Annotated in this window: 11 protein-coding genes and 3 pseudogenes; 3 read left to right on the top strand and 11 right to left on the bottom strand. The window is 72.2% G+C overall.

Annotation, left to right across the window (positions count from 1 at the left end; genetic code table 11):
- The first annotated feature begins 630 nt into the window (after positions 1-630).
- Positions 631-810 (top strand): hypothetical protein, encoded by a 180-nt coding sequence (locus ABT014_RS32625; RefSeq protein ID WP_350643143.1) that lies wholly within the window; start codon positions 631-633, stop codon positions 808-810.
- 81 nt (positions 811-891) lie between these two features.
- Here ABT014_RS32625 and ABT014_RS34645 read toward each other — a convergent pair.
- From ABT014_RS34645 to ABT014_RS32605, 5 genes and pseudogenes are all read right to left on the bottom strand, one after another.
- Positions 892-1512, bottom strand: a pseudogene (locus ABT014_RS34645) (DUF8841 domain-containing protein); the annotation flags it as partial.
- 932 nt (positions 1513-2444) lie between these two features.
- The gene (locus tag ABT014_RS32620; RefSeq protein ID WP_350643141.1) at positions 2445-3032 is read right to left on the bottom strand and encodes an SMI1/KNR4 family protein; all 588 of its coding nucleotides are present in this window, start codon (positions 3030-3032) and stop codon (positions 2445-2447) included.
- Between the two features lie 793 nt (positions 3033-3825).
- Positions 3826-4914, bottom strand: a complete 1089-nt coding sequence (locus tag ABT014_RS32615) for an RHS repeat-associated core domain-containing protein (protein WP_350643140.1) — start codon at positions 4912-4914, stop codon at positions 3826-3828.
- 94 nt (positions 4915-5008) lie between these two features.
- A complete protein-coding gene (locus tag ABT014_RS32610) occupies positions 5009-5362 on the bottom strand; it encodes a hypothetical protein (RefSeq protein ID WP_350643139.1) in 354 nt (117 codons plus the stop codon).
- Positions 5363-5463: 101 nt separating this feature from the next.
- Positions 5464-12714, bottom strand: coding sequence for an RHS repeat domain-containing protein (locus ABT014_RS32605; RefSeq protein WP_350643138.1), 7251 nt, complete (start codon positions 12712-12714; stop codon positions 5464-5466).
- Positions 12715-13083: 369 nt separating this feature from the next.
- On the opposite strand from ABT014_RS32605, the gene ABT014_RS32600 reads away from it, so the two are divergent.
- Positions 13084-17373, top strand: coding sequence for a LamG-like jellyroll fold domain-containing protein (locus ABT014_RS32600; protein WP_350643136.1), 4290 nt, complete (start codon positions 13084-13086; stop codon positions 17371-17373).
- A 78-nt stretch (positions 17374-17451) separates the two neighbouring features.
- Here ABT014_RS32600 and ABT014_RS32595 read toward each other — a convergent pair whose 3' ends face one another.
- Entirely contained in the window at positions 17452-18372 is a 921-nt protein-coding gene (locus tag ABT014_RS32595; protein ID WP_350643134.1) for a hypothetical protein, read from the bottom strand.
- 507 nt (positions 18373-18879) lie between these two features.
- A complete protein-coding gene (sigJ, locus tag ABT014_RS32590) occupies positions 18880-19794 on the bottom strand; it encodes an RNA polymerase sigma factor SigJ (protein WP_350643133.1) in 915 nt (304 codons plus the stop codon).
- Positions 19795-19907: 113 nt separating this feature from the next.
- Here sigJ and ABT014_RS32585 point away from each other — a divergent pair, with 113 nt between their 5' ends.
- Positions 19908-20342 (top strand): hypothetical protein, encoded by a 435-nt coding sequence (locus ABT014_RS32585; RefSeq protein WP_350643132.1) that lies wholly within the window; start codon positions 19908-19910, stop codon positions 20340-20342.
- 49 nt (positions 20343-20391) lie between these two features.
- Here the strand turns inward: ABT014_RS32585 and ABT014_RS32580 are convergent.
- The 4 genes and pseudogenes from ABT014_RS32580 to ABT014_RS32565 form a co-directional block, all read right to left on the bottom strand.
- Positions 20392-20502, bottom strand: a pseudogene (locus tag ABT014_RS32580) (IS5/IS1182 family transposase); the annotation flags it as partial.
- 125 nt (positions 20503-20627) lie between these two features.
- Positions 20628-23357: an MXAN_6230/SCO0854 family RING domain-containing protein gene (locus ABT014_RS32575; RefSeq protein WP_350643130.1), complete on the bottom strand. Its 2730-nt coding sequence runs from the start codon at positions 23355-23357 to the stop codon at positions 20628-20630.
- A gap of 276 nt (positions 23358-23633) precedes the next feature.
- Entirely contained in the window at positions 23634-25109 is a 1476-nt protein-coding gene (locus ABT014_RS32570) for an FAD-dependent monooxygenase (RefSeq protein ID WP_350643129.1), read from the bottom strand.
- Between the two features lie 82 nt (positions 25110-25191).
- Positions 25192-25284 (bottom strand): annotated as a pseudogene (locus tag ABT014_RS32565) (nuclear transport factor 2 family protein); the annotation flags it as partial.

Here is a 25284-nt window from a genome sequence, read left to right as displayed (position 1 = left end):
TCACCATGCGCTGCAAAGGGTTGGCGGCGATATGGCCGTGCCGGCGACAGCCGGCTCGGCGCCGAACCACAACGGTGCACAGCCGCCCGGCCGGACGGTCGAAACCGGCCACACGACGCCGCTCCGGGCAGGCCCGGTGCCCATCCGACGCAGGACACCCGAGCCAGCAGCCAGGGGATCACTCGCTGCAGTGATCGAAGGACAAAGGCGGGCCTCCGGGAGCTTTCGCGAGCCGGGTCGCGGGCCGGTGAGCCCATGCGGCCTCGTGCCCCGGCCACTCCCGGGCGCCGAGCTCCACCGCGCAGGCGACCTTCGCCGTCGAGTACCAAGCCGGCCCAACCGGCCGGGAACCGTCAGCGGTGAACGGTGAGGGGAGCTGCGGGTCGGTGTCGATACCGGTCAGGCCGACCAGCCAGGAGACGGGGTGTCTTCGGGTCGACGACGGGGTTCACGTGGACCGGGCCGGAGAGCGGCAGGACCAGGCGGCCGACGGCGGCGAGGAACGCCATGTTGACGTCCAGACCGACCGCGAACGGCGCCGGGGCTTCCTGATCGGTGGGGGGCGGGGCCAGTCCCACGCCTCGGTGACCAACTCGCCCCCCGGGCTCGCGGTCCTGGGCGAGGGGGTGGATGTTCGGGACCTCCGACGGCGCCGGGTCGAAGGCGTCCTTCGGCCGCGAGCCCTCCACCGCACCGGAGGTCCAGCCGGCCTCGGTGCGCACCGCCCGGGTCGGCGGGCGCAGCACGGTCACCAGCTCCAGACCGGACACGGCGGTCGAGCGGCGCAGGGTCAGGACCCGGGTGGCGTAGGTGCCGAGCAGCCGCGCCAGATCGGCCGCGTGGAAGTCGTCGGGAACCGCCAGCCGCCGGAGGCCCGTGCCCCCAGGCGGGGATGCACAGCTGCACGCACTGGTGCTTGCCGTCCTCGGGGGTGCGGTAGACCCTGGCCCACGGGCCGAGACCGCGCTGGGCGAGCAGCCAGCTGGCCTTCTCGAGCGCCTTCACGGCCTTGTGGGTCTTGGATAGCGGGCCGAGCCGGGGAACGAACTCGGTCCTCTCGTCCCGGCCGAGCGGCGGCAGGCCGAGCTCGGTGGGGGCGGCGTCGGTGAGCACCACCAGGGCCTCGCCGTCCTTGCCGTGCCGACACAGCCGTCCCTGACCGAGCTTCACATCCAGCGCCCACTCCACCACGGCGGCCAGCGTGCGGCCGGCCGGCGCGGTCGCCGCCACGGTGCCGTCGGCGAGATAGGCCACCAACGCCCTCTCCGACGGTGCGGTGTCGAGAACCGCAAGCGGACCGGCCGGGAAACGCACGGCCGCGGCGACCTGCCAGTCCGACGGACCTTCCCCCGTGGTGGCCTTTCCCCGCCGGACCCTTGCGCGCCGCGCGCGCCGAGGAGGAGGACGCAGCGGGACGCGCCTGACCGGCCGCGGGTACGACCAGGCGAGGCGCAACGACCGGCGGCACCACCTCGACCGGCTCCTGCTCGACGGCAGCCAGCTCTGATGCATCAGCCGCGGTGCACCAGCCACCCATGTGGCCCGGACGACCCTGCGAGCGGTACGGCGTCGGACCGCGCACACGGCTCCGGCCGACCCGCCACCAACTCCCCGGCCGGACTGCGGTCGAGCTCCAACACCTGGCCCCGCCGGCCACCGCAACCGCCATAGCCGAGACCGGCACGGGAACGGACGCCCCGGCCAGGGAGGGAACCAGCGCGGCGGCCTCAGGCACAGGCCCTGACCCGGTGGACGAGGCCCGAACGGTGGCGGGGACGAGGCCCGCAGCCCGGGCACGGCGCAGCCACTCGACGGGCTCGACCGTGCCATGGTGCAGCGCCAGCGTCGCGAGGAACCGGATGTATACCTCGCGCTTAGGCGGGCGAGGGTCTGTCGTCCCCGCCTCCCAATGCACGATCGTCTCCCGCCCCGCGTCCTCAGCGCCCTCGCCAATCCTCCTGCGTGTACTCCAACGCCTTACGCAACCACTCCCGCTCCGCCGGCACCGGCAGGTCCTCAGGTCCGCCCAGGCCGTCTTGGTGCGCTTGCGCCAGTCGTCCAGCGGCTTGCCGTCCTCGAAGAAGAAGCTACCCAGGATCTCGACTTTTCACGGCAACAGGCGAGTGCCAGAAACGAACAGCCCTCGACTCCCGGCCTTACCTCCACTCCTCCAGCATTTCCATCGTCTTGTGGTGCGGCATGTACATCAGGAGCTGTCTGACGAGGCTGTTGCGTTCCCTGGCCGTCTCGGACGGATCGAAGCGGCAACCGCCCTTCTCGAGCGCACGCATGTGTGCGGTCTCCACGTTGGGTATCGGCTCCGCACCCCAATCCCAACATCCCAGATCGGCCGGAAATCACGACAAGCAAATGACGGCCATTCACACGAGGGGCCAATCGGCGCACCACCCCGCTTGCCCAGGTCGGCCGCCCAGAAGCCTGGGTCACATCCCGCGACCAGGCCCATGTCGCCGGGCAACCATCTCGCCTCGCGACTGTGGAAGATCCTCCACGAGCAGCGGGCCTGGATAGAAGGCGGCACTGCCGGGACCGATCATCTCCTCACCGATAAAGTATCGATAGAGCCACTCAGAAAATCCCATTTCGTATTCATGAAAGCTTTCGCCGTCACTGGAAAAACCCACCACATGCCAGATGTCGAGTCGCTTTGACTTTGCGAGAAAAATTGTCTCTCCACGGTCTGCACCCGCGACGGGAATCAGCCCATCGGGAGCTCCGAAGCGCGGCACCTCGCCACGAAACAGGGCCTCGGAAGCGCTCCAATCGATCGATCGAAAAGTATCGACATTTCGATTTACCCGCTCCGCCAGATTAAACAGCCCCGTATTCGGATGCCAGAGAATCAAATGTCCATTAACTTGGACCGGTGCATACATTTCCACAATTCCCTTGAAATCGCCGGGGAGCTCGACACCCAGAGCACTCTCAAGATCCTGCCAGCGAGCTGGGATCGATCGACGCCGCCCCGGCTCTCCGAGCATAGCCGCCACCAAACTCACATAGTCACGCATACCTCACCCCTTAGGACATCCGCCATTAGTTGTACCGCCGGTCGGCGTTTGGTAAACAATACAGTGAACCGTTCGCCCATCCTCAATTACCGTATAATTATATTCATAGACCCCGGAGTCCGACCTGTCATAGTGGGGAGATATTTCGCCCGTGACATGCTTGTTTGCCTTGATTGCATTCCTAATATCCGCCTCCACGCCATCGCGCAGGAAGGGGGAATTTGTCAATCGGTACTCAGCAACCAAGTTCCTGAGGTCGGTCCCCGCCCCAGTGGCCGCCGAAGGTAGCATGTGACCGTTCGCCGGATCTTCACCATTGAATCTAATTTCCTCATACCCTGGAGGCCGTATCGAACTCGAGGCCTGCGTCCCCTTCCGCGGGTTCGCCGAGGGATTATAGTCACTTCCATCAAGGGCGAACCATACGCCAGTGGCTCGGCATTCACTCCGTTGCGAGTAGCTGTCGTAATACTTCTCGCGAGGAAGGTAGACCGCATGACCCGTGGAGGAAACGCCTGGCCCCTCGTCGCACTGATCATCTTTGCGTCGCCAGCGGTTCTTTCCCCCCGGTTCGGGAGTGGGAACCGGGTAGGTCTGCAGATCCCCTTGAGGGCCACCCGCTTGGTCAGGCATGAGACTGCTTGCTCCGCCAGTAAGAAGCTGCAGAAGCTCTTCGACGCCATAGGTGCGCGTGATGTTCTCAAGGAGCTTGGCAAAGTCCGGCTTCGTCCAGTCCGGGAGCGGCTTAGCACGGTCCTGGTTGGGACGAGGGTCGACCGGGACGCGACTGGGGTTATCCGGGTTTACCGGGCTCCTTCGTGCTGCAATTTACCTTGCATTTGGCTCCGCAATTGACCTTGCACTTCGTTCCGCAGTCGACCGTGCAGCCGTCCGGTGTGGGTGGGCCATCCGGTGGCGGTGTGGGAGTTGCTCCCCGCCCATCGAAGTGGATGTATCCGTAGTACGGGTTCTTCTCCCACGGCGACTGGCATACGACAGGCATTGTCGTACAGTTAGGCTCCACGGCCAGGTTTGACGAAATTCCGTTCAAGAAGACTTGAAAGGCGGTTCCGATACCGCTCCTGCGAGTCAGTCGAAGTCCGGCACCCATGAGGGTGCCGATGCCCGGCGTCGGGATCGGCTTCATGTCGTACTTGCCCGGCGCGAGGTTGATCGTCTTTGCACCGGGGCTCGGTGCGTAGTGCCCGCTGGGGTCGGTTCGGTTGAGCGGGTCGCCGCCGCTGTAGAGGTAGTTGTTGGCCTGCATCGAATCACCGGACGGGTCGAGCTGCCAGCTGTCTCGGCTGGTGAAGCTGCCGGTGCCGGGCTCGTACCAGCGGGCGTGCATGTTGACGTCTCCGCTGGCGGGGTCGGTCCAGCCGCTCTGGTAGCCGAGGCTGGTGCCGGTGCCGGTGCCGGTGCGGGCGACGGGCTTGCCGAAGGGGTCGTACTTGGTGGTGGATCCGGTGGCGGTGCCGTCGGTGGTGAGGGTGGCGGTGACGTCGGTGTGCTGGTCGGTGCGCACGCGCTTGGGGCCGGTTGCGTCCGCGGCGCCGGTCACCGCGCCGGCGGCGTCGCGGGCGTAGCGCCAGGTGCCGTCGGTGATGAGGTTGTTGGTTCCGCCGTCGTAGGAGAAGGTCGTGCTCCCCCGTTGGATCATGCGGTCGAGGGCGTCGTAGGTGTAGGTGGTCTGACCGTCGTTGATCAGGCGGTCGAAGGAGTCGTACTTCTGGGTCTGTTCGGTGCCGGCCGTGGTGGTGGCGGCGAGGGTGCCGCGGGCGGTGTAGCGGTAGGTGCTGGTGCCGTCGGCCAGCAGTCGGTTGCGCTGTCGTAGGTGGAGACGCCCTGGCCGTTGCGGGTGCGGTTGCCGGCGGCGTCCCATTCGTAGGGGGTGGTGCCGATGCCGCTGGTCCACGAGGTCAGGCGGCCGCCGCGTCGGCAGCAGCGGACGCCCCCGGGTGGTAGGACCGCCGGGCTCAGCGGCGGCGGATCATGGTCTGGGGCAGGCGGCCGTCGTCCCAGTAGCCGTCGAGGATGACCAGCAGGCCCTCCGGGTCGCGCATCAGCTCGGGTACCCGGTCGCCGTAGGCGTCCTGGAGCGGGTCGCGGTCGACGGTGCGGCGTTCGGCGGCGGTGAAGGAGGAGGAGTAGCCGTGGCAGGCGCGGCACCAGAGGTAGTTGATCATCGAGGGGGTGGTGCGGCCGAGCTTCTCGCGGTGGTAGTCGCGCAGGCCGTGGTGGCCGCAGAGCGGGCAGGTGCGCTCGGTCACGGGCCGGTCGAGCTGGGCGCGCAGGGCTTCGCGGTCGGTGTCGTCGTATCGGCGTGCCATGGACAGGTGGCCTTTCGGGGTGTACGGGAGCGGCGCGGGCGGGAAGCGGCCGGGCCGGCCGCGGCGGAGGTCTCCCCCGCCGCGGCCCGCCCGACGTGCTGTCAATTGTCCCCGGAGATCCTCCGCCACATCATCTGGCCGAAGTCCTCGGCATCTTCCTCGCTGCCCTTGTCACCGTGGATCCGCATGCCCTCCTGGTGGTGCACCTCGTGGAAGAAGGTGACCACGGCCTCCTTGATGTTGCGCAGGCCCTTGTTGGAGAGCTCGATGATCGGCAGGCCGGTGCGGCCGCGGTGCGGCACGTCGGTCATGGTCGAGTTCGCCCGGATGTAGTGCGGGCTGTTGCCGTAGTTGAACTCGCCGGTGTCGCCGTCGATGATCCGTTCCTTGTGGACCACGTCGTACCGGTCCCAGGTGTCGCCGTGCCCGGCCCTGGCCAGGGTCTGCTTGAGCCGGCCGAGGCTCACCGCGGGGCCCGACTCGTACTCGTTCGGCTTGCCCTTGGACCCGCTGCGGTACGCGTTGCCGCTGGTGCCGGAGTCGGCGGCGTCGGGGGCGGGCTTGGGTTCCTCGGCACTCTTGCCGCTGCCGCTCTTGTTGCCGCTGCCGCCCGGCTCCTTGCCGCCCTTGCCGGTACCGGACTTGGGCGTGGACGGGGTGTCTCCCTTCGGGGTGGTCGGCGCCGGGTCGGCGGGTGTGGTGGTGGGCAGGTCGCCGGAGAGCAGCCGCTTGACGGCGCTGATCGCGTCCTCGCCGCCCTCGACGGCCGCCTTGACCGCCTTGACGGCCCTGACGCCGCTGCTGATCGCCTTGATCGCGCCGTAGCCGTCGATCGCCAGTGAACCGACGATGCCGGTCCACTGCCCGGCGACGTACGAGGTCGAGCTGGTGTCGACGCCGAACAGCTCGGCGAGCGGGTGGTCGTCGACGTACCCGGTGTGGCCCAGCCGGAACGGGGTCTCGTTCTCGTACCCGGTCATGCTGTTGAAGGCCGCGTTGTCGCCGTTGACGATGTCGGCGAACGAGTTCCAGCCGTCGGACAGGAAGTTGACGCCCCACTGGTACGGGTCACCGACGATCGAGTCACCGACGCCGGTGAAGAAACCGCCGATGGCGCTGCCCCAGCCGGAGCCCCACCACAGACCGGTCGGGTCGCTGCCGGAGGCCGGGTTCCCGGCCGCGTAGCCGTAGCCGCCGAGCTGGTTGGGGTCGCCGCTCTCCAGGACCGGGTCGACCGACAGGAAGCGTCCGGTGACCGGGTCGTAGTGCCGTGCGCCGAGCAGGGTGAGCCCGGTGACGGTGTCGGCCGGTTTGCCGAGGAAGCCGTGGTTGTCGGCCCAGGCTCCGGGCACGGCCCCGCGCGGGTTGCCGTACGGGTCGAAGGCGCGCCGGGTGATGCCGAGCGTGGCGCCGTCCACCTGGAGCTGGGCGGTGCCCTGCGGAGTGGTCGGCTGGTAGCTGATGGCGCCGCCGCTGGAGCGGATCGTCACCGTGCCGTCGGGGGCGCGGTAGTAGCGCAGCGCGGTGACGGTCTTGCCGATGGCGTCGAGGTTGAGCTGCTCGTTGCCGGAGAACAGGTACAGCGTGGTGCCGGCCGGTGCGCGCTGGAGCAGCAGGCCGCCGTCGGCGTCGTACAGGTAGCCGGTCTTCTTGCCGTCGGTGGTGACGGCGGCGGTGCGGCCCTCCTCGTTGTAGTCGATGGCCTGGCTGCCGGTGCGGGCGCCGGTGGTGGTCCGGGTCCGGGTGTTCCCGGCGTCGTCGTAGCCGGGGGTGAGCACGGTGGTGCCGGCCGGGCCGGTGGTGGTGACGGTGGAGACCGCGTTGGGCCGCTTGGCCGGTGCGGTGCCCGAGCCGGGGTAGGCGAGGGCCTGCCCGACGTCCTTGGCCGCGTTGCCGGTCACGTCGTGGCCGACCTGGCGGGTGCGGTCGCCGAGCTGGTCGAACTGCCAGTCCAGCCAGTACGGGGCCGGGCCGCCGACGGTGGCCGGGCCGGGCCGGGCCGTGGTGCAGCGGGCGAGCTGGCCCGCGGTGGCGGTGGTCAGGCCCTTGGTGTCGGTCCAGGCGGTGGTGAGCCGGCGCTGTGCGTCGTAGCCGAAGCACTGGGTGTCGGTGGTGCGGTCGGTGCCGCCGCTGGACTGGACGTCGGTGACGGCGGTGACGTTGCCGGCCTGGTCGTAGCCGAAGGTGGTCGCCGAGATCGGGTTGGCGGTGTTGGTCTGCAGGGTGACCCGGTTGGTGGCCGGGCGTCCGGTCGCCGCGTCGTAGGTCTGCGCGGTGCGCAGCTGCTTGCTGGGCGTGCCGAGGGTGGTCTGCAGCACCTCGCCGAGCGGGCTGTAGTTGACGGTGGCGACGTACGGCCGGCTGGGCGAGCCCATGCTGACCAGGCCGCCTTCGAGGTTGTACCCGTAGCCAACGGTCTCGGCGGGCAGTCCGCCGTCGGTGCCGTAGCTGGTCGAGGCCAGCAGGCCGACGTTCTCGGTGTACGCGGCCTTGGCGGTGTAGGTGCCCGCGAGGGCGCCTTCGGCCGCCGGGATCACGGTGCTGACCGAGGTCGCCTGGCCGACGGCGTTGTAGCCGTCGACCCGCTGGATGTAGGCGGACCCGTTCTTGCCGCCGACGTAGCGGGTGGAGGCGACCGGCAGGCCCTTGCCGAGCTTGTCGTAGCTCCACTCGGCGAGCAGCTTGGCCGGGTCGTCGGTGCCGGCGCCGGTGTACTCGGCGGTGCGGCGGCCCAGCGTGTCGTAGCTGAACGACAGGGTCTGCTTGCGGGCGTCGGTGGTGCTGGTGAGCCGGCCGAGCGCGTCGTACCCGGCGCTGGAGTCGCCGGCCGCGGGGTCGGTCTGCGAGGTCATCCGGCCCTGCAGGTCGTAGCCGTAGGACCAGGTGTTGCCGGCGTTGTCCGTGACGGAGGCGACCTGTCCGCGCGCCGTGTAGGTGAAGCGGGTGGTGATGTCGGCGGCGGGCGCGGTGCCCGCCGTCCGGGCGGACCACAGGCGGGTGTTGGCCGCGTCGTAGACCACGAGGTCGTCGTCGGCCTGGACCTGGAGGTAGCCGCCGGGGTGGCCGCCGGTGCCGGTGGACCACAGGGTGGTCTTCCCGGTCGGGTCGAGGACGACGAGGTTGCCGTCGGCCTGGACCGAGGCGTAGGCGCCGGGGTGGCCGCCGGTGCCGGCGGACCACAGGGTCCGGTCGCCGACGAGGGCGGTGAGCACCAGGTTGCCGTCGGCCTGCATGCTGAGCCGGACGCCGGCGGAGACCACCGAGGTGCCGGAGGAGATCCGGCTGCCGCTGGTGAGCCGGCGGTCGGGGGTGGTGTCGCGGACGACGCTGGTGGTGGTGCGTCCCTGGGCGTCGGTCGTGGTGGTGGTGGCCTTGCCGCCCTGCGCGGGGGTGGAGTCGACGCGGTCGACGCCCTGGTAGGCGACGGCGCTCTGCCACAGCGTGCTGGCGAACGAGACCAGGCTGGTGGTGACCGGTCGGCCCTGGCCGTCGTAGGCGGTGCGGGTCACCGAGGGACCGGTGCGGTTGGTCTCGGCCCACATGGTGGCGCCGGGGGCGTGGTCGGTGTCGGCGTAGGTGGCGATGCTGGAGACGGCCCAGCCGTGCGAGTCGTAGTAGGTGGAGGAGACCAGCCGGCCGGCCGAGTTGTCGGCCGGGGTGGACTGGGTCTGGCGGGGTTGCAGGGTGCCGTCGTAGATGGTGACGGAGGTGCTGTACGAGCCGTCCTCGCGCAGGGTCCTGGTGGTGACGGAGGACGGGGTCGGGTTGTCGCCGGCGCCGTGCACGTCGTAGGCGTAGGTGCGGTCGGGGGTCTGGGCGGCCTTGTCGCGGCCCGGGGACCAGACCTTCTCCCGGCGGCCGAGCGCGTCGTACGTCGCGTCGGTCACCTGGTTGTTGACGTCCACCGAATGCAGCACGGACGCCCTGCCGGGTGAGACGGTGCTGCTGGCCTTCCACTGCAGCGGGTTGGTGGTGGAGAGCGTGGTGGGCAGTACGCCGGTCTCGGGCTGGTACCCGGTGGTGGTGGTCTGTCCGGCGGCGTCGGTGCTGGCGGTGACCCGCCCGTACCGGTCGTAGCTCATCCCGCCGAGGGTCTGGAACTGCGGCTTGCCCTGGGCGTCGTAGCCGGTGACCGCCTGGGTGGCGGTGACCAGGCCGAGCGAGGTGCCGTTCTGGCCGAGCACGCCGTAGCTGCCGGGGTGGGCGACGGAGCCGTCACCGTCGTAGAAGATCCGCTTGTCGGAGAGCGTGGTGTCCTTGCCGGGCGCGGTGGTGCACGGGCCGGCGAGGCTGATGGTCTCCTTCGGGGAGACCAGCATCATCGGGTTGTCCGCCGGGGCGTCGGCGTAGGTGGTGATGGTGCAGGTCTGCTGCTTGGGGTCGGCCCGGTCGGGCTGGTCGTCCTGCTTCCAGATCCGGCCGACGGAGTCGAAGGTGGTGCCGGAGCGGCCGGTGCGCCAGGTGCCGTCGGCGAGCAGGCCCATGGTGCGCGAGGAGGTCGCGGTGATCCGGCGGGAGGTCAGGTCGGGCAGCACGGACAGCTTGTCCGGCTCCGGGTCCTCGGAGGTCCAGGCCTTGCGGGCGGCGCTCGCGGTGACCGTGGAGGTCGGAGGGTCGGTCAGGGTGCGGCTGACGACGCTGCCGCCGGCCTGGGTGTGGCCGAGCGTCTGGTACGGGGTGCCGGCCAGCCAGGGGCTGTCGGTGATCTCCTCGTTCAGCACGTTCCTGACGGTGACGCTGCGGGTGGATCCGTCGGCCTTGCGGTCGCCGTCCATGCCCTGGAGGTAGGAGACGACCGACTGGGTGATCGGGTCGGGTGCGGCGCCGGTGGTGGTGGTGACGGTGCGGAAGCCCCGGAAGTCGTTCCAGGTCCGGTGCTTGTCGTCGGTGAGCTCGGAGTCGTCGCGGTGCCAGGCGGCGCCGTCGGCGTAGGTGTAGTTGGTGACCTTGGCGGGTGAGCCGGCCTTGGTGCGGTCGCTGTCGGTGACCTGGGAGACCAGGGTCTTGTGGAACCAGTCCTCGATCGGCTCGACGCCGCCCGGGGTGTTCCAGAAGACCGGGTAGCAGGCCATCGTGTTGCTGTCCGCGGAGGCGGGCATCGTCTTCTTCTCGCGCGAGCACTCCGGGGCGCGGTAGGTGACCGCGACGGATTCGCCGGTCTCGGTCTGCACGCCGGAGATCCGCGGGTGGTACAGCGACGGGGCGGCCGGGGTGAGGCCGTCGACGCGGTTGTCCATCTCGATCCCGGCGAAGGTCACCGGGTCGAGGGTGATCGGGCCGCTGCCGCCGGCGGAGGTGTCCTTGCCGGTGTGGGTGATCTTCGACAGCCACATCACGGACTGGAGCGAGCCGGTGCTCTTCGGGTCCTGGGTCTTGCCGGTGACCGGGTCGTAGGTGCCGCCGGCGTCGGAGAACACCTGGGTCAGGTCGTAGCTGTCGACGTCCTGCCACCCGGAGGCGGTCCGCACGGACGTGTCGACGCCCTTGAGCCGGTAGGTCGACCAGAAGGTCGGGCCGCTGATCAGGCAGACGCCGTCGGTCTTGTCGTCGTCCCCGACCTTGTTCTTCCAGTCCTTCTCGCAGTGCAGGTCGTACGGGGTGTCGGGCCAGCTGGCGGCGGTGTCGGAGGAGAGGTTGCCGTCCTTGCAGACGCTGTCCGAGGTGGTGCAGCGCTGGGCGGTGCGGAACTCCGCCTTGGCGGCGGGTTCACGGCCGGCCCGGGCGTCGGCGAGCTGGTAGCCGTAGGAGATCCGGGTCAGCCGTCCTCCGCGGGTGTACGTGGTGAGGGTGCCGCCCTTGTCGTCCTCGGCGACCTGGCCGTAGCCCATGTTGTAGGAGTTGGACTCGGTGGCCCAGTCGTAGCGCTGGACGTTGCCGTGCGGGTCGACGACGAAGTCCAGGTTGAACCGGTAGCCGACCTGCTTGTCGCACTGCGAGTCGTCGCCCTTGTCGGAACTGTGGCACGGGTCGCCCGACTTGGGGTGGTAGAGCGGCACGCCCCAGGCGCTGTTGGTGGGGTCGTCCGAGGTGGTGCCGGGCGCGTGGTTCAGGCCGAGGTAGTAGGCGGTGCCGTCGGTCGTGGTGACCTTGAAGTACTCGCCGTCCCACAGGCCGTTGGCGGCGCCGGTCAGCCGCTCGATCTTGGTGCCGTCGTCGCTCTGCAGGTGGTACGCGCCGTTGTCGTCGCGCAGCAGGACGCCGTTGTGGGTGCCGAGTTGGAGGGTGGCGTTCCAGCCGCCCCAGCACTCGTCGCCGGAGTCCTTGATCCCCTGGTCCTTGCAGCTCTTGTAGGAGCGTTCGATGAAACCGGGGTTGTACGACCAGCCGTCACCGATCCACGAGGACTGCGAGTTGCGGGCCGAGGTCTCGCCGTCCACCGACTGGGAGTCGTAGGCGAGGCTGACGGTCGGCGCGGTGCCGCCGAGCGAGGGCGGCAGGGTGATCGGGTACTGGTAGGTGAAGGCGCCCGAGGCCGAGGCCGACCAGGCGCCGGAGGCGGACAGCGAGGTGGCGCCGAAGTCGCCCTGCGAGCCGCTGCTGCCCGCCACGGCGGCCACCGCCATGCCGGCGGACGCCGAGGCGAGGGCGGCCCGCGCGGAGGGGGCGGCGAACGGGTTGGGTGCCTTGGCGCCCGCCGGGCCCGGCAGGGTGACGGCGGCGCTCAGCCTGCGGCCGACCGGGTCGTTGACCGACTCCAGCGGCGTGCGGGTCCGGCAGGCGGCGAGCTGCGGGGTGGTGAGTGCGCAGGCGGGCATCGCCACCAGCTGCAGCCGGGACGCCCAACCGCCGCCGTACGCCTGGTCGATGGTGCTGTAGTCGAGCGAGACGGAGACGTCACCGGTGGCGCTGCCGTGGTCGGCGCGGGAGAGGCCGACCAGCAGGCCGTCGACGCCCGCGCCCTTGGCCTGCTCCCGGCCGGCCAGGCTGACCTGGACGGCGGAGACCGGGGAGAGCGGCGCGAGCGGGCTGACCAGCGCCCGGGCACGGGCGCCGACCGCCGACGAGGCGGCCGGGGAGAGCGCGACCGGCAGCGCACCGGCCTTCACCTGGCCGGCGGCCGCGGCCAGGCTGCGGACCGGGGCGGCGGCGGTCAGGTCGACGGTGGCGCCGGCCCCCGCCGGCCAGGTGGCGCCGCGCACCTCGTGCGGCTTCAGCTCGCGGGCGCCGGGCGGCGGGACGGGCTGCGTGGCGTTGCCGGCGGGGCTGTCCGCCGGGTGTCCGGGCACCTTCGGCGGCGCGGGCAGCGGGTCGGCCGCCCAGGTCTTGTCGGTGTAGCGGTAGCCGCCCACCACCGACTCGGCGACCGCGAAGGGTGCCGAGAGCGCGAGAGCGGTGACGGTCGCGACCGTCACCGCTCCCCTGTTCAGCCAGGCCCGTGGCCGGGACCCGGCGCGTATGCGGAATCCGCGTGATTCTGCGCGCATGCGCAAATTCCCCCATGTTACGGAAATTGGTGACGTACTGAGGATTCGTCAGCTGACGTGCCGTCCGAACCCGGACCGAACCGTATTGCCAGGGTGCCCCGTCAGCAATACCCTTCCCCAGCGGTCACACTGGCCCCATCCGTCACAGCAGTCCCGGTGCTACGTCCACCAACCGGACGGAGGCGGACAGAAGTGCCGCAACTCCGACATCCGGCGGGCGGGTGGACGAACCGCCTGTGACCAGAAACACAGGCGTGCCCCGGGCCGCCGCATCCTGTCCTTGAAAGGACGAACTCCATGGGGGAGCACACCCGTGCCCGGAGCCATCCGGCGCACCCACCGGCCCGCAGGCTGGCGGTGTCCGCGGCGGTCGCCGCGCTGCTGCTCGGCGCCGGCGCCGGCCCGGCGCCGGCCGACGACGGCCGGGCCGACGGCCCGACGGACGCAGCCGCCGCCTCACCGCTGGTGGCCGCCAAGGCCGCGGCGGTCCGCTCCGGGCAGCCGGTCACCGTCGACGCGCTGACCACCGAGACCGACCTGACGGTCGCCAACGCCGACGGCACCTTCACCACCACCACCAACCTGCAGCCCGCCCGGGTCCGGCGGGACGGCGGCTGGTCGCCGGTCGACGCGACGCTGGTCCGCAACCAGGACGGCACCCTGTCGCCGAAGGCCGCCCCCTCGGGGCTGGCGCTGTCCGGCGGCGGCAGCGGCCCGCTGGCCACCCTCACCGACCCCGCGGGCCACCGGCTGTCGTACACCCTGCCGTTCACGCTGCCGACGCCGCAGGTCAGCGGCGACACGGCCCGTTACGAAGGGGTGCTGCCGGGGGTCGACCTCAAGGTCACCAGCACCGACCAGGGCGGCTTCCACGAGGTGCTGATCGTCCGGGACGCGCAGGCCGGCGCCAACCCGGCGCTCGCCTCGCTGCGGCTGGCCACCTCGACCAGCGACGGTCTGGCGCTCACCGTGGACCAGGACGGCCGGGTGGCCGCCACCACCGCCGACGGCACGGCCGTCTTCCGTTCCCCCACCCCGCTGATGTGGGACTCCTCCGGTTCCCCCGCCGCCCCCGCGGCCAAGCCGGCGGCCAAGTCGGCGGCGAAGGCCGCGGCCAAGGCGGCCCCCGCGGCGGACGGCGCCGAACAGCCCGTCACCGCCGCCGCGACCACCGCCTCCACCGCCGAGCAGCCCGGTACCGGCGCCCAGGTCAGGCCGCTCGCGGTGACCGGCGGCCCGGGCGCCCTGACGCTCGTTCCGGACGCCGGGCTGCTCGGCGGCTCCGGCACCGTCTGGCCGCTGTACATCGACCCCTACACCAGCCCGATCACCAGCAAGAAGAGCCACTTCGTCACCGTCAAGGAGGGCTGCGCGAGCCAGAGCCCGTACGACGACGCGCAGGACAACGGCGAGGGGGTCGGCTACCAGCGCTGGCAGGAGTGCCTCGGCCTGAACCGGGCGTACTTCGAGCTCAACATCGGCAACCTCACCAAGTCCATGGTGATCTCCAAGTCGGTGGTGCACCTCACCTCGACCTACGGTGCCTCCTTCGACTGCGACAACGAGACCAGCGTCAAGCTGGCGACGGTCGGCGCGATCAGCGGCTCCACCAGCTGGAACCACCAGCCCGCGGTGACCGGCGACGGGTACATCGGCGGCACCCAGAAGGTCAAGAGCTCCAACCCGTCCCAGCACTGCGGCAACCACGACGCCAACTGGGACGTCACCGGGCAGATCAAGAAGCTGGCCGGCAAGGACGACAGCTGGACCTTCGGCCTGTTCGGCAACGAGAGCAAGTCCTCCAGCAACAACGACTTCATCCGCTTCGCCAACAACCCGTACCTGACCACCGTCTTCGACATCGCCCCCTCGGTCCCGGACAAGCTGGGCACCACCCCGGCGACCCTCTCCCCGGCGAGCAACGGCTGCGACGGCGCGGAGTCCGGCTGGATCGGTGAGTCCGGACTGGCCGGCGACGCCTCCGACATCACCCTCAACGCCCACCTCAACACCGACATGAGCGGCGTCAACCTCCGCGCCAAGTACGAGGTGTGGGACACCAGGACGGCCAACGCCGACGGCGACTCCACCTCCAAGGGCGCGCCGGTCAGCGGCTGGGTCGGCGACGGCGGCACCACCCGGGTCAACATCGGCTTCAAGGTCGCCGACGGCCACCAGTACGGCTGGCACGTACGCGCCGACGACGCCACCCTGACCAGCGCCTGGTCCGCCAACTGCTACTTCAAGATCGACCTCAGCGCGCCGAGCCTCCCGGCGTTCACCGACTCCCCGGTCTTCCCGCCGCTCGGCGGCGACCAGGCCCCCACCGGCCACGCCGGTGACACCGGGATCAAGATCGCGGTCAGCGCCGACGACCCGACCCCGACCGGCTGCACCCGCGGCACCTGCGTCAGCAGCGGCATCGACCGCTTCGAGTACTCCCTCGACGCCAACATCCCCGCGGTCGGCGCCGCCAAGGTCGACGCCGTGGCCGGCACCGGCGGCAACGCCACCGCCGACATCCCGGTGGTACTGAGCGCCGCCCAGTGGGGCGCCCACACCCTGTTCGTCCGGGCCGTCGACAACGCCGGCAACACCCAGGGCACGGTCGGCCAGTACAGCTTCTTCGCCCCCTGGAACCCGAACGCCAAGGTGACCGCCGGCGACCTGGACGGCGACGCCGTCCCCGACCTGGTCGCCCCGACCACCGGCGGCGACCTGGTGCTGGTGCGCGGCAACGCCGACCCGGCCGCCGCGCCCGCCACGGTGTCCGCCAAGGCGCAGAGCCCGGACGGCACCGGCTGGAACACCTACCTGGTCGCGCACCGCGGCACCGCCACCGGCACCGACGTGGACGACCTGTTCGCCTACAACAAGGCCACCCACGAGCTCTACCTCTACCCGAACGACGCCGTCACCCCCGGCGGCGCCACCGGGCACTTCACGCTCACCCAGAACGTGGTGCCGATCCGCAACTCCACCGCCTGCCCGGCCAAGGGCTCCGACGGCACCTGGAACAACGTCACCCAGATCCTCGCCCCCGGAAAGCTCGCGGGCTTCGCCGACGCCCCCGACCTGGTCACCGTCGACAAGGGCGAACTCTGGTACTTCCCCGGCACGTTCCAGGCCGGCTGCAACCTCGGTGCCGGCGTGCGGATCGGCACCGGCGACTGGTCCGGGGTGACCCTGCTGGCGCCCGGTACCGTCGGCGGCACACCGACCCTGTGGGCCCGCAACGACACCACCGGCGCCGTCAGCAGCTTCCCGCTGACCTTCGCCGCCGGGGTGCCCACCACCCGGATCACCGCACCGACCGACGCCCCACTGGTCTCCGGCGTCCTGGACACCGGCAACAAGAACCTCTGCCTGGACATCGCCGGCAGCCGGACCCTCAACGGCACCGCCGCGCAGATGTACACCTGCAACGGCACCGACGCGCAGACCTTCACCCGCGGCGCGGACAACACCGTGCACGTGCTCGGCAAGTGCCTGGACGTGGCGAAGGGCGCCACCGAGAACAACTCCCTGGTGCAGCTCTACCAGTGCAACAACTCCGCGGCCCAGCAGTGGGTCCCGGGCCCCTACCCGGGCACCCTGAAGAACCCGCAGTCCGGCCGCTGCCTGGCCGACCCGGCGAGCAACCGCAATCCGAGGACCCAGGTCATCATCTACGACTGCATGAACATCGCGGACCAGAAGTGGGCCGCCACCAGCGGTGACGTGCTGCCGGCCGCCCAGCCGGTGCTCCCGCTCGGCATCGGCGGCAAGGACTACCCGACCGTGGCCTCCCCCGGCGACGTCCAGGGCACCGGCTTCCCGGCACTGTACGCGGGCAGCGGCTCCGGCCGGCTCACCGAGTACCCGGGGGCGGCGGCCGCCGGCGGCCTCGCGCAGTTCGCCGCGCCGGTCGCGATCGGCCACGTCCACCGGCCGACCGCCTGGTGGAAGCTGGACTCCACCGATGACAGCGTCCGCCCCGCCGGCGGCCTGACCCTCAACGGTGGGGCCACCGTCACGGCCGACGCCCAGCGCGGCAGCGCACTCGCCCTCAACGGCACCACGGGCTACGCCGCCACCACCGGCCCCGCCCTGGACACCAGCCGCAACTACACCGTCTCGGCCTGGGTCAACCTGACCAGCCTGACCGCCAACTCCACCTTCGTCTCGCAGTCCGGCACCAGCGCCAACGGCCTCCAGCTGTACTACTCCAGCGGCGCGCACGCGTTCGCCTTCGGGCACGCCCACGCGGACGACACCGCCGGGAAGTTCTCCAGCGCCTACGGCCCGACCACCGGACCGCTCAGCCCGAGGACCAACACCTGGTACCACCTGGTGGGCGTCTTCGACGCGGACAGCCAGGAGCTGCGGCTGTACGTCAACGACGACGCGGCAGCGACCGCCGACTACACCGGCACGGTGTGGAACGCCACCGGGCCGGTCCAGATCGGCCGGCGCATCTACGAGGGCGCCTACGGCGAGTACACGGCCGGCCGGGTGGCCGACGTGCAGCTGTTCGCCGAGGCGCTCACCGCGGGCGGGGTGCGCTCGATCGACAAGGACCGCCCGGTCCCGACCCAGCTCGCCTGACCGGCACCGGGCCCCGGCCCGGACGCCCCCGAGCGACGGCCCGCCAGCTCCCCCACGGGAGCGGGCGGGCCGTCCGGCTCAGCACCGGGCGGTGCCCACCGGGAGGACCACCACGCCCGCGACGTACCGGGCCAGCCGGGCCGGCCCGTGACCGGCCAGCGTTCGGAGCACCTCCGCCGGCAGGCCGGCCCGCAGGCCGTCGGCGACGTGCCGCAGGTACGGGGTACGGCCGTACCGGTGCCCGCCGTCCGCCACCGTGAGCGGCTCTCCCCCGGCGGTCCGCGCGGAAAAGCTCCGGTGGTGCGCCATCACGTCGTGGACCGTGCGGGCGACGGCGCCCGCCCCGGACTGGGGCTCGGTCAGCAGGGGCCGCAGGCCGTGGGCGACGCCACGGGCGGCGAGCTCGGCATCGGTCACGGCGGGCGGACGGGGCTGCGGCACGGGGGTGAGCAGGTCCGTCACCGGTACCGCGCCCCGGAGCAGTGCCGGCCCGTCGAGGCCGCCGAACCGGACGCCGCCGCCCCACAGCGCAGCGGTGTGCCGGCGCAGGTCGTCCCGGACCGCCACCGCGGGCAGCAGACCTGCCCCCTCGGCGCCGCCGGTGCCGGTGTACAGCAGGACGGCGGCCGGTACCCGGAAGTGTTCGGCGGCGTACAGCAGTCGGGTCAGCTGGGAGTCGAGGCAGGCCCGCGGGTCGGAGCCGATCCGCCAGTTCCCCCGGTGCCGGGCCAGCCGCCGCACCTGGACCAGGCAGCCGAACGCCCGCCCGTCGGGCTCGGCCCACCACCACAGCAGGTCGCCGCCGGTCGCCGTCCCGAGGTGGCTGTTGAACATCACGTACCGGGCCTCGGGCGGAAGGTCCGCACAGAGCTCGCGGATGTACGCCTCCTCCGCGGGGAAGCGCCCGCGGTGGTAGCCGGCCAGGTGCGACCGGCGGTGCGGACTCCGCGCGGCGGCGCGCCGATCGAGGGGCGGACGGTGCCGGCCGGCCGGACTCACCGCTCGGACACCTCCGGTACTCGGGTCGCGCTTCGGCGGGTCCTTCGCCTGCCGGCCGTCCCATGATGCGCCTTCGGCACCCGGCCGGCACCGGGTTTCCGGCCGGTACCGCTCTCCGGTCGGCTCCGCGGCCCGGCACGATCGGGACGACGACCAGGTGCAGGTGGTGGTCGATCGGGTCGGCGGCCAAGAACTGACGGATCGTCGACGGTCCGCCGCCGATCCGCACGTCCGGGCCGCCCGGGGGCGGTGGGTCAGCACGAACACCGGCGTGCGGAACACCGGTTCCGGCCCCCACGGGCCGCACGCCCGGGCCAGGGCGTCGTCGACGCCGGTCCCGCGCCGTCCTTGGCCTGCATCTCCCGCCCGCGCGTCGGCCCGGCCATCGTAGGGCGGGGGTCCGACAGCCCCGGTGTGTCGTGACGGCGGGTCCGGTGCGCGGGTCCGGGCCTCTGCCCCCGGCGTGACGCGGCGCGCCGGACGGGTCGGCGAAAGGCGGTCAGGTCGTCAGGTCCACCGGGTCAGCTTCTCCGGATTGCGGACCGCCCAGATCCGGGTGATCCGGCCGTCCGCGAGGCCGAAGGCCGCGACCGTCGCGGTGACGCCGTCGCGCTGGGCGACCAGGCCCGGCAGGCCGTTGACGGTACGTTCCAGCAGGGTGAGGCCCGGTGCCTTCTCGGCCATCAGGACCAGGTAGCGGGCGATACGTTCGCCGCCCTCGACAGGGTGCAGCACCGCGGCGGCCAGGCCGCCGCCGTCGGCGACCATCGTGGCGGCGGGGTCGAGCAGGCCGACCAGCGCTTCGATGTCCCCGGCTTCCCACGCCTGCCTGAAGTCCCGTACCACCGCTGCCTGCCGGTCCCGCCGGGGCGTCGGGGCGGGTGCCGCGCCGAGCCGTCGGCGACCGGAGGAGGCCAGTTGCCGGCAGGCCGCCGGGGTCCGGCCGACAATGCCGGCGATCTCCGGGAACGGGTACCCGAACACGTCGTGCAGCACGAACACCACCCGCTCGGCGGGCGTCATCGACTCCAGGACCACGAGGAAGGCCATGGTCACCGACTCGTCCAGGGTGATCCGGTCCGCCGGGTCGAACGGGCCGCCGCCGGCGCGGCCGGGCCACTCGGCGCGGTCGGGCAGCGGCTCGGGCAGCCACTCGCCGACGTAGCGTTCGCGCCGGACCCGGGCCGACCCCAGGACGTCCAGGCAGACCCGGCTGACCACCGTCGTCAGCCAGGCGGCGGGCACCCGGACGGCCTCCCGCCGGGCGGCCGGCATCGCGTACCAGCGGGCGTACGACTCCTGTACGGCGTCCTCGGCCTCGGCCGGTGAACCGAGCATCCGGTAGGCCAGGTCGACCAGGTGGCGCCGTTCGCCGACGGCCGCCTCCGGGTGCCGCTCGAAACGTCCGTCCCCGCTGTCCATGCTGCCCGCCCCCGGTCGGTCCCCCACCCGCCTCACACTTCGCGGGTCTGCGTCGTCGAACCTGCGGGACATTACCGATCCACCTCCGCGAGCCAGGAAGAGGGACCCGCGCCATGGCCATCCCGAGCAGCACCGCCGGACCGACCACCGGACCCACCACCGCACCACCGACCGCCGCGGGCCGCCGCGGTCCGACGTTCGTCCAGGTCGCCGTCGCCCTGCAGACCTTGATGATCCTCTTCCAGGCGACCACCGCCGGTCTGCTGCTCTCCACCTCGTACGGCGGGACCCTGCACGGTGTGGGGGCGCGGGTGATGTACGGCGCCTCGATGCTCTACCTGCTGGCGGCGGTCCTGGCGTGGCGTCCGGGCGGCGGGCCGGCCCGGCCGGTCGGGTACGCCACCGGTTTCCTGGTGCTCGCCTCCGTCCAGGTGGTCCTGGGCGTCACCCACCGGCCCGCGCTGCATGTTCCGCTGGGCGTGCTGATCTTCGGCCTGAGCGTGCTCGACCTGGGCCGATGCCTGACCGCCGCCTCCCGCCGCACCTGAGCGGCCCGCACCAAGGCCTGTGGATCGCGGCCATGACCGTGTCGAAGGCGGGCGCGTCGCCGGCCTGCCCGGCCGTCGAGACGATCGCCGGTGGCCGTGCCCGGGCGTCACCGGCCAGGTGAACTTCGGTGCTCAACCCGCCACGGGACCTGCCGATGGCACCCACCCTCGGTCCGGGCCCGGTACCGGACATCTGTACGGACCGCCACTGCAGCGAGGAGTCGGACCGTGGAGCACCCTGCCGAGAACCAGGTACTCGGCCGCCCGTCGCCGGGTGGCCCGCCGCTACGCGGACGTCGGGGCCGGGCTGTCGGCCCCGGACCGAGCCGGGACCGGGGCCGCCGCAGGGCGGGGTGACGGTGCGAAGCGGGCCACCAGGTCCCCTGCGGTCAGCCGCTCCACCGCTTCGGGCGCCGCGTCCAACGGTCCGGGGTGGAGGCGGTACAGCGCACCGGAGAGCTGCTCGGGCGCGGGCACGTCGGCGTCGACGAGGGCGGCCAGCACCCGCCGGCCGGCGAGGCGCACGGTGAGCTCCGGCCCGGACGGGCCCGGGCTGTCGGGCCGGTGCCGGGTGCGCAGCCGGGCCGCGAAGTCCTCGACGGTCTCGTGCTCGGCACGCCGCCAGCGCTGCGAAGGGCCGCCGTCGCGCCCGCGGACCAGGACCTCGTCGGTGGTGGCGGCGGCCAGCGCGCAGGCCAGGTCCCAGAGGGTGGCACGGTGTCCCGGGGAGAAGTGTGCGAGCACGTCGTGGGAGAGCCGGCCGACCTCGGTGTGGTGCCGGCGGACGCTGTGGAAGCCGCCGTCGGCACCGGTGTTGAGGTCGGTCCAGGTGTACCGACGGTCGGCCAGGTCGACGATCATCGGGACGCAGACCTTGGCGTCGCCCGCCAGGTCGAGCCGCTGGCGCACGGCCTTGGGGTCGTAGTGTCCGGCGCCGCGATCGGCCGCGTCCAGCTGGATGAAACCCGCGAAGGCATCGGTGAGTTGCTCGAAGGAGACGTCGTTGTAGCTGAACACGATCATGACGGCGTACCGGGCGCCGCCGGCCGCGAGCCGGGTGAGGTCCAGGTCGACGAATTCCGTGGCGCCGTCCGGGGCGGGGGCGGAGACGAGGTCGCCGGAGTGGACGGCGGCCCGGTCGCCGTGCACCAGCTCGGTGAAGTCGCACATCCCGGTGAACCGCCAGTCGGCGTCGTAGAACGCGACCGACAGGTCGAGGTCGACGCGCAGGTGGTCGGGTTGCATCCAGTGCAGGAAGAGGCGCAGGTGGCCGCCGGCCGGGAGGGCGAGCCGGCTGCCGCGCGGTACGCAGACGAGGGTGCGCGCGGCGGCCCGTTCGGCGAACGGTGCCACCAGGTCGGCCAGCCCCTCGTCGAGCAGGGCGAGGTCGTACCGCTCCCCCGTGCCCCGCCGTACCAGCTCCGCTTCGATCAACTCGCAGACCGGGCGGCTCAGTTCCTCCGGGACGAGGGTGCCGTGGTCCTCCCTGGCGTGGGCCAGGGCGACCGCTCCCCGGGGGAAGTACAGCCGCCGCTCACCCTGCTCCCGCGGGCCGCGCAGCCGGCCGTACGCGCCGAGCAGCGGGCCGGGTGCGACGGTGCGCAGGCCCTCGGCGATGGTGCGCAGTGCCTCGTCGGGCAGTGCGGCGCCGGGTGCGGTGCGGGCCCGCACGCGCAGGACGTGGTGCAGCCGCCGGGTGAGCTCGCCGGGGCGGCGGGCCAGGACCCGCAGGGCGCCGGACACGTCCCCGGCCGCGAGCCGGGCCTCGGCCTGGGCGGCGAAGCCGGTGAATGCCAGCTTGGTGCGTCCGCCGGTGTCCACCACCCTTAGCGGGGCCGGTGGTTGGGCGAGGTCCCGGCCGGCCGGGTGCTCGTGCAGGTCGGTCTCCCGCAGCAGGGCGAAGGCGGTCGTGACGGTGGTGAAGCGGGTGCGGTACTCGTAGGGGTGGAGCAGCTCGCCTGCCCGCAGCCAGGCGGACCGGTGGCGGCGCAGGTCCTCGCAGAGTGCGGTGAGCGGCAGTGCGTCGAGGATCGCCAGCAGGTCGCGGCGCAGCGGTCGCGGCAGGTTGCGCAGGCGCAGGCGGCGGGCGGTTGCGGGCAGCAGGTCCGGTTCGGCGCCCGACCAGGCCCACAGCAGCCGGAGCAGGTCGGTCGCGGTGTCGATCCGCTCCGCGAGGACGGGCAGGGCCCGGGCGGGATCGCGGCGCAGCAGTGCGGCGAGCACGGTGGCCTTGGTCTCGCGGACGGGGATCCGCTCGGGGAGCAGTTCCGGGAGGTTCTCGGGGGCGAGGACGAGGAGGGTTTCGAGGTCCTCCCGGTCCTGCGGGGGGAGCGGGGTGCGGCGGGCGAGCAGCCGGTGCAGTTCGGCCACGGCGACGGTGAGGGTGTCGCCTTCGGTGAGGCGGAGCGGACGGAGGGTCTGCTGGCCGCCGAACTCCTCGGCGGCCATCCGGCCGATCCGGGTGTCCTCCCCGAGGTAGGTGCCGTCGTCCAGCGGGGTGGCGCACAACGGGCAGTGTCCGCCCCGGCCTTCGGCCGTCAGCCCCCGGTGGCAGCCCGCGCACAGCAGGTGGGCGCAGGGCGCGAGGGCGCCGATTCCGGCCTCGGCACCGGTCCGGCCGCAGTGGGCGCACGGCTGGCGGGGCTGGTTGAGCAGGAACGCGCGCATCGTCCGGGAGTACAGCAGGTGCGCGTGGGAGGGGACCGCGTCGGGGAAGCGGTGGAACAGCGTCAGGTGCCGGCGGTCGGCGCCGAGCAGGCGGTCGATGCCCGCCAGGAGTGTGCCCCCGATCGCCGCGAGCGCGGCGGGCTCCGACCGGCCGAGAGCGGTGCGGAGCTGGGCGGTGAGCAGGTAGCCGCGCTGGATCAGGTCGGCGTCGAGGGCGAGCAGGCCGTCGGCGTTCCACGGGTCGACTGCGGGGAGCAGGTCCGCGGTCGGGACGCAGACGACGCCGCGGCGGCGGAGCAGGAAGGTGTCCAGGTCGGCGTCGGTGAACGACGCGGCGACTCGGGTCATTCGGATGGATCCCCCGAGAGGATGAGAGCGAAGAAGGGCGGGCGGAGAGGGGGCGCGCTGTTCTGTGTCAGGGTGTGAGGAGAAGGAAGCACGCCGCGGAGCCGCCCGCGGGAGAGACCATAGCGGGGATGCCCTCGGGCGCCCACCGATTTATGGCGGGCGGGTCCCTGCACCCGCCGGCCGCCACCGCCGGACGGTGCCGGCGCGCACTGCTCGGTCGAAGTCGTTGCGGCTGGGCGGTGTCGAGCCATGGTGCTGAGCTGCCGGCAGTGGCGGTCAGCGGTGCAGGGTGCGCAGGGTGGTGAGGCAGTCGGCAGCGCGGCGTTGCGGGTCGGTGTCGGTGGTCGCCCAGGCGATCCGGGCGTCCGGTCGGATGAGGACGGCGGTGACGTCCAGCCAGATGGGGTGCGCCGTGTCGGGGTTGACGGTTCCGGTCTGGTGCTCCAGGCCGTCCGTCGGGCACGGTGTCCGTTGCCCGTCGAGGTCCAGCAGGAGTGGTCGGCCGTGGTGCATCAGTGGGTGGGCGGTGGTCGCCCCGCTCGGGGTGTTCAGGGCGAGGCCGGCCAGGCGGGTGCCGGTGAGCGGGTGTGTGCGGGGTTCGGTGTCGGCGGGGAGCGGGTCGTCGAACCCGGCGATTCGGCGGGCCCACTGGCGGTTGGTCCGCGGTTCGGCGAGTGCGGCGGACCAGACCTCGCGCAGTGCGATCTGCTCCGGGGTTGCCGCCGCGAACAGGGCGAGCTGCGCGCGGGTGTTGTCGATGACGGCGCGGGCGGCCGGCCGGCGTTCCGTGTCGTAGCTGTCGAGCAGTCCGTCGGGCGCCCGGCCCTGGAGGGTGGCGGCCAGCTTCCAGCCAAGATTGGTGGCGTCCTGGATGCCCAGGTTCATGCCCTGTCCGCCGGCCGGGAAGAACATGTGCGCCGCGTCCCCGGCCACCAGCACCCGGCCGGCCCGGTACCGCGCGGCCTGGCGGGTGGCGTTGCCGTAGCGCGAGAGCCAGCGCGGGTTGCGCATGCCGAGATCCCGTCCCAGCAGCGCGCGGGTCTGCTCGCGCACCTCGTCCAGGGTCAGCGGTTCGCCGGCGCCGCGGTGCATGGTGGCCGTGGACAGGCCCGCCAGTCGGTGGACGCCGTCGCCGATCGGGGCCGCCAGGAACGACCCGGCCGGCCCGGAAGCGGCGAGCGGCGCGGCGGGTGGATCGTCGAGTTCGACGTCGGCGAGCCACCCGCTCAAAGTGGTGTCCTGACCGGGGAAGTCGATCCCCGCCGCCCGGCGCACCACGCTGCGGGTACCGTCGCAGCCGACCACCCAGCGGGCCCGCAGGGTCCGGTGGGTGCCGCCGGCCCGCAGCACCACCTCGACGGCGTCCGGCCCCTGGGTGAGCGAGACCACCTCCTCCCCCCGCAGCACTCGGGCGCCCGCGGCGAGCGCATGCTCCTCCAGGAGCTGTTCGGTGACGCACTGACCGAGCGCCAGCATGAACGGGTGCACCGCCCCGACCGTGGAGAAGTCCAGCCGGGTGGTCGCCGCGCCGAAGTGGCCGGTCGGCACCGGGGTACCGCGTTCGATGAACCGCTCCGCGAGGCCCCGGGTGGCGAACGTGTCCAGCGTGCCCGCCTGCATGCCGACCGCACGCGACCGTCCGTCCGGCGCCGCCCGGCGTTCCACCACGGCCACCTCCACCCCGTGCAGGCGCAACTCCGCGGCGAGCCACAGCCCCACCGGGCCGGCACCGGCGATCAGCACGTCGAGCACGAAAACCACTTCCTCTCACAGACCGGGGACGATGCGCCGTGGGCAGGGACGCTGCCGCATGGCGCCGGGTGGGCACCGTGGTTCAGCGGGCGCTGCCGAGGTCGCGGTCGGCGGCGGTGCCTTCGAGCATGAGGGTGGTCTCCTCGATGCGGTGGAAGCGGCCGTCGGGGGCGAA

Origin of the sequence: Kitasatospora sp. NPDC094015 (assembly GCF_040304075.1) — a bacterium.
Taxonomy (GTDB): Bacteria; Actinomycetota; Actinomycetes; order Streptomycetales; family Streptomycetaceae; genus Kitasatospora.
Note: the sequence above shows the minus strand (reverse complement) of the source record. Positions and strands in the feature narration are given on the sequence as shown.

What these genes read in the sequence shown, in the direction of transcription:
- sigJ (WP_350643133.1), bottom strand. Translation starts at nt 19,794, where the DNA reads ATGGACAGCGGGGACGGACGTTTCGAGCGGCACCCGGAGGCGGCCGTC.
- ABT014_RS32610 (WP_350643139.1), bottom strand. Translation starts at nt 5,362, where the DNA reads ATGGCACGCCGATACGACGACACCGACCGCGAAGCCCTGCGCGCCCAG.
- ABT014_RS32600 (WP_350643136.1), top strand. Translation starts at nt 13,084, where the DNA reads ATGGGGGAGCACACCCGTGCCCGGAGCCATCCGGCGCACCCACCGGCC.
- ABT014_RS32625 (WP_350643143.1), top strand. Translation starts at nt 631, where the DNA reads ATGTTCGGGACCTCCGACGGCGCCGGGTCGAAGGCGTCCTTCGGCCGC.
- ABT014_RS32585 (WP_350643132.1), top strand. Translation starts at nt 19,908, where the DNA reads ATGGCCATCCCGAGCAGCACCGCCGGACCGACCACCGGACCCACCACC.
- ABT014_RS32575 (WP_350643130.1), bottom strand. Translation starts at nt 23,357, where the DNA reads ATGACCCGAGTCGCCGCGTCGTTCACCGACGCCGACCTGGACACCTTC.
- ABT014_RS32615 (WP_350643140.1), bottom strand. Translation starts at nt 4,914, where the DNA reads ATGGGACGCCGCCGGCAACCGCACCCGCAACGGCCAGGGCGTCTCCAC.
- ABT014_RS32620 (WP_350643141.1), bottom strand. Translation starts at nt 3,032, where the DNA reads ATGCGTGACTATGTGAGTTTGGTGGCGGCTATGCTCGGAGAGCCGGGG.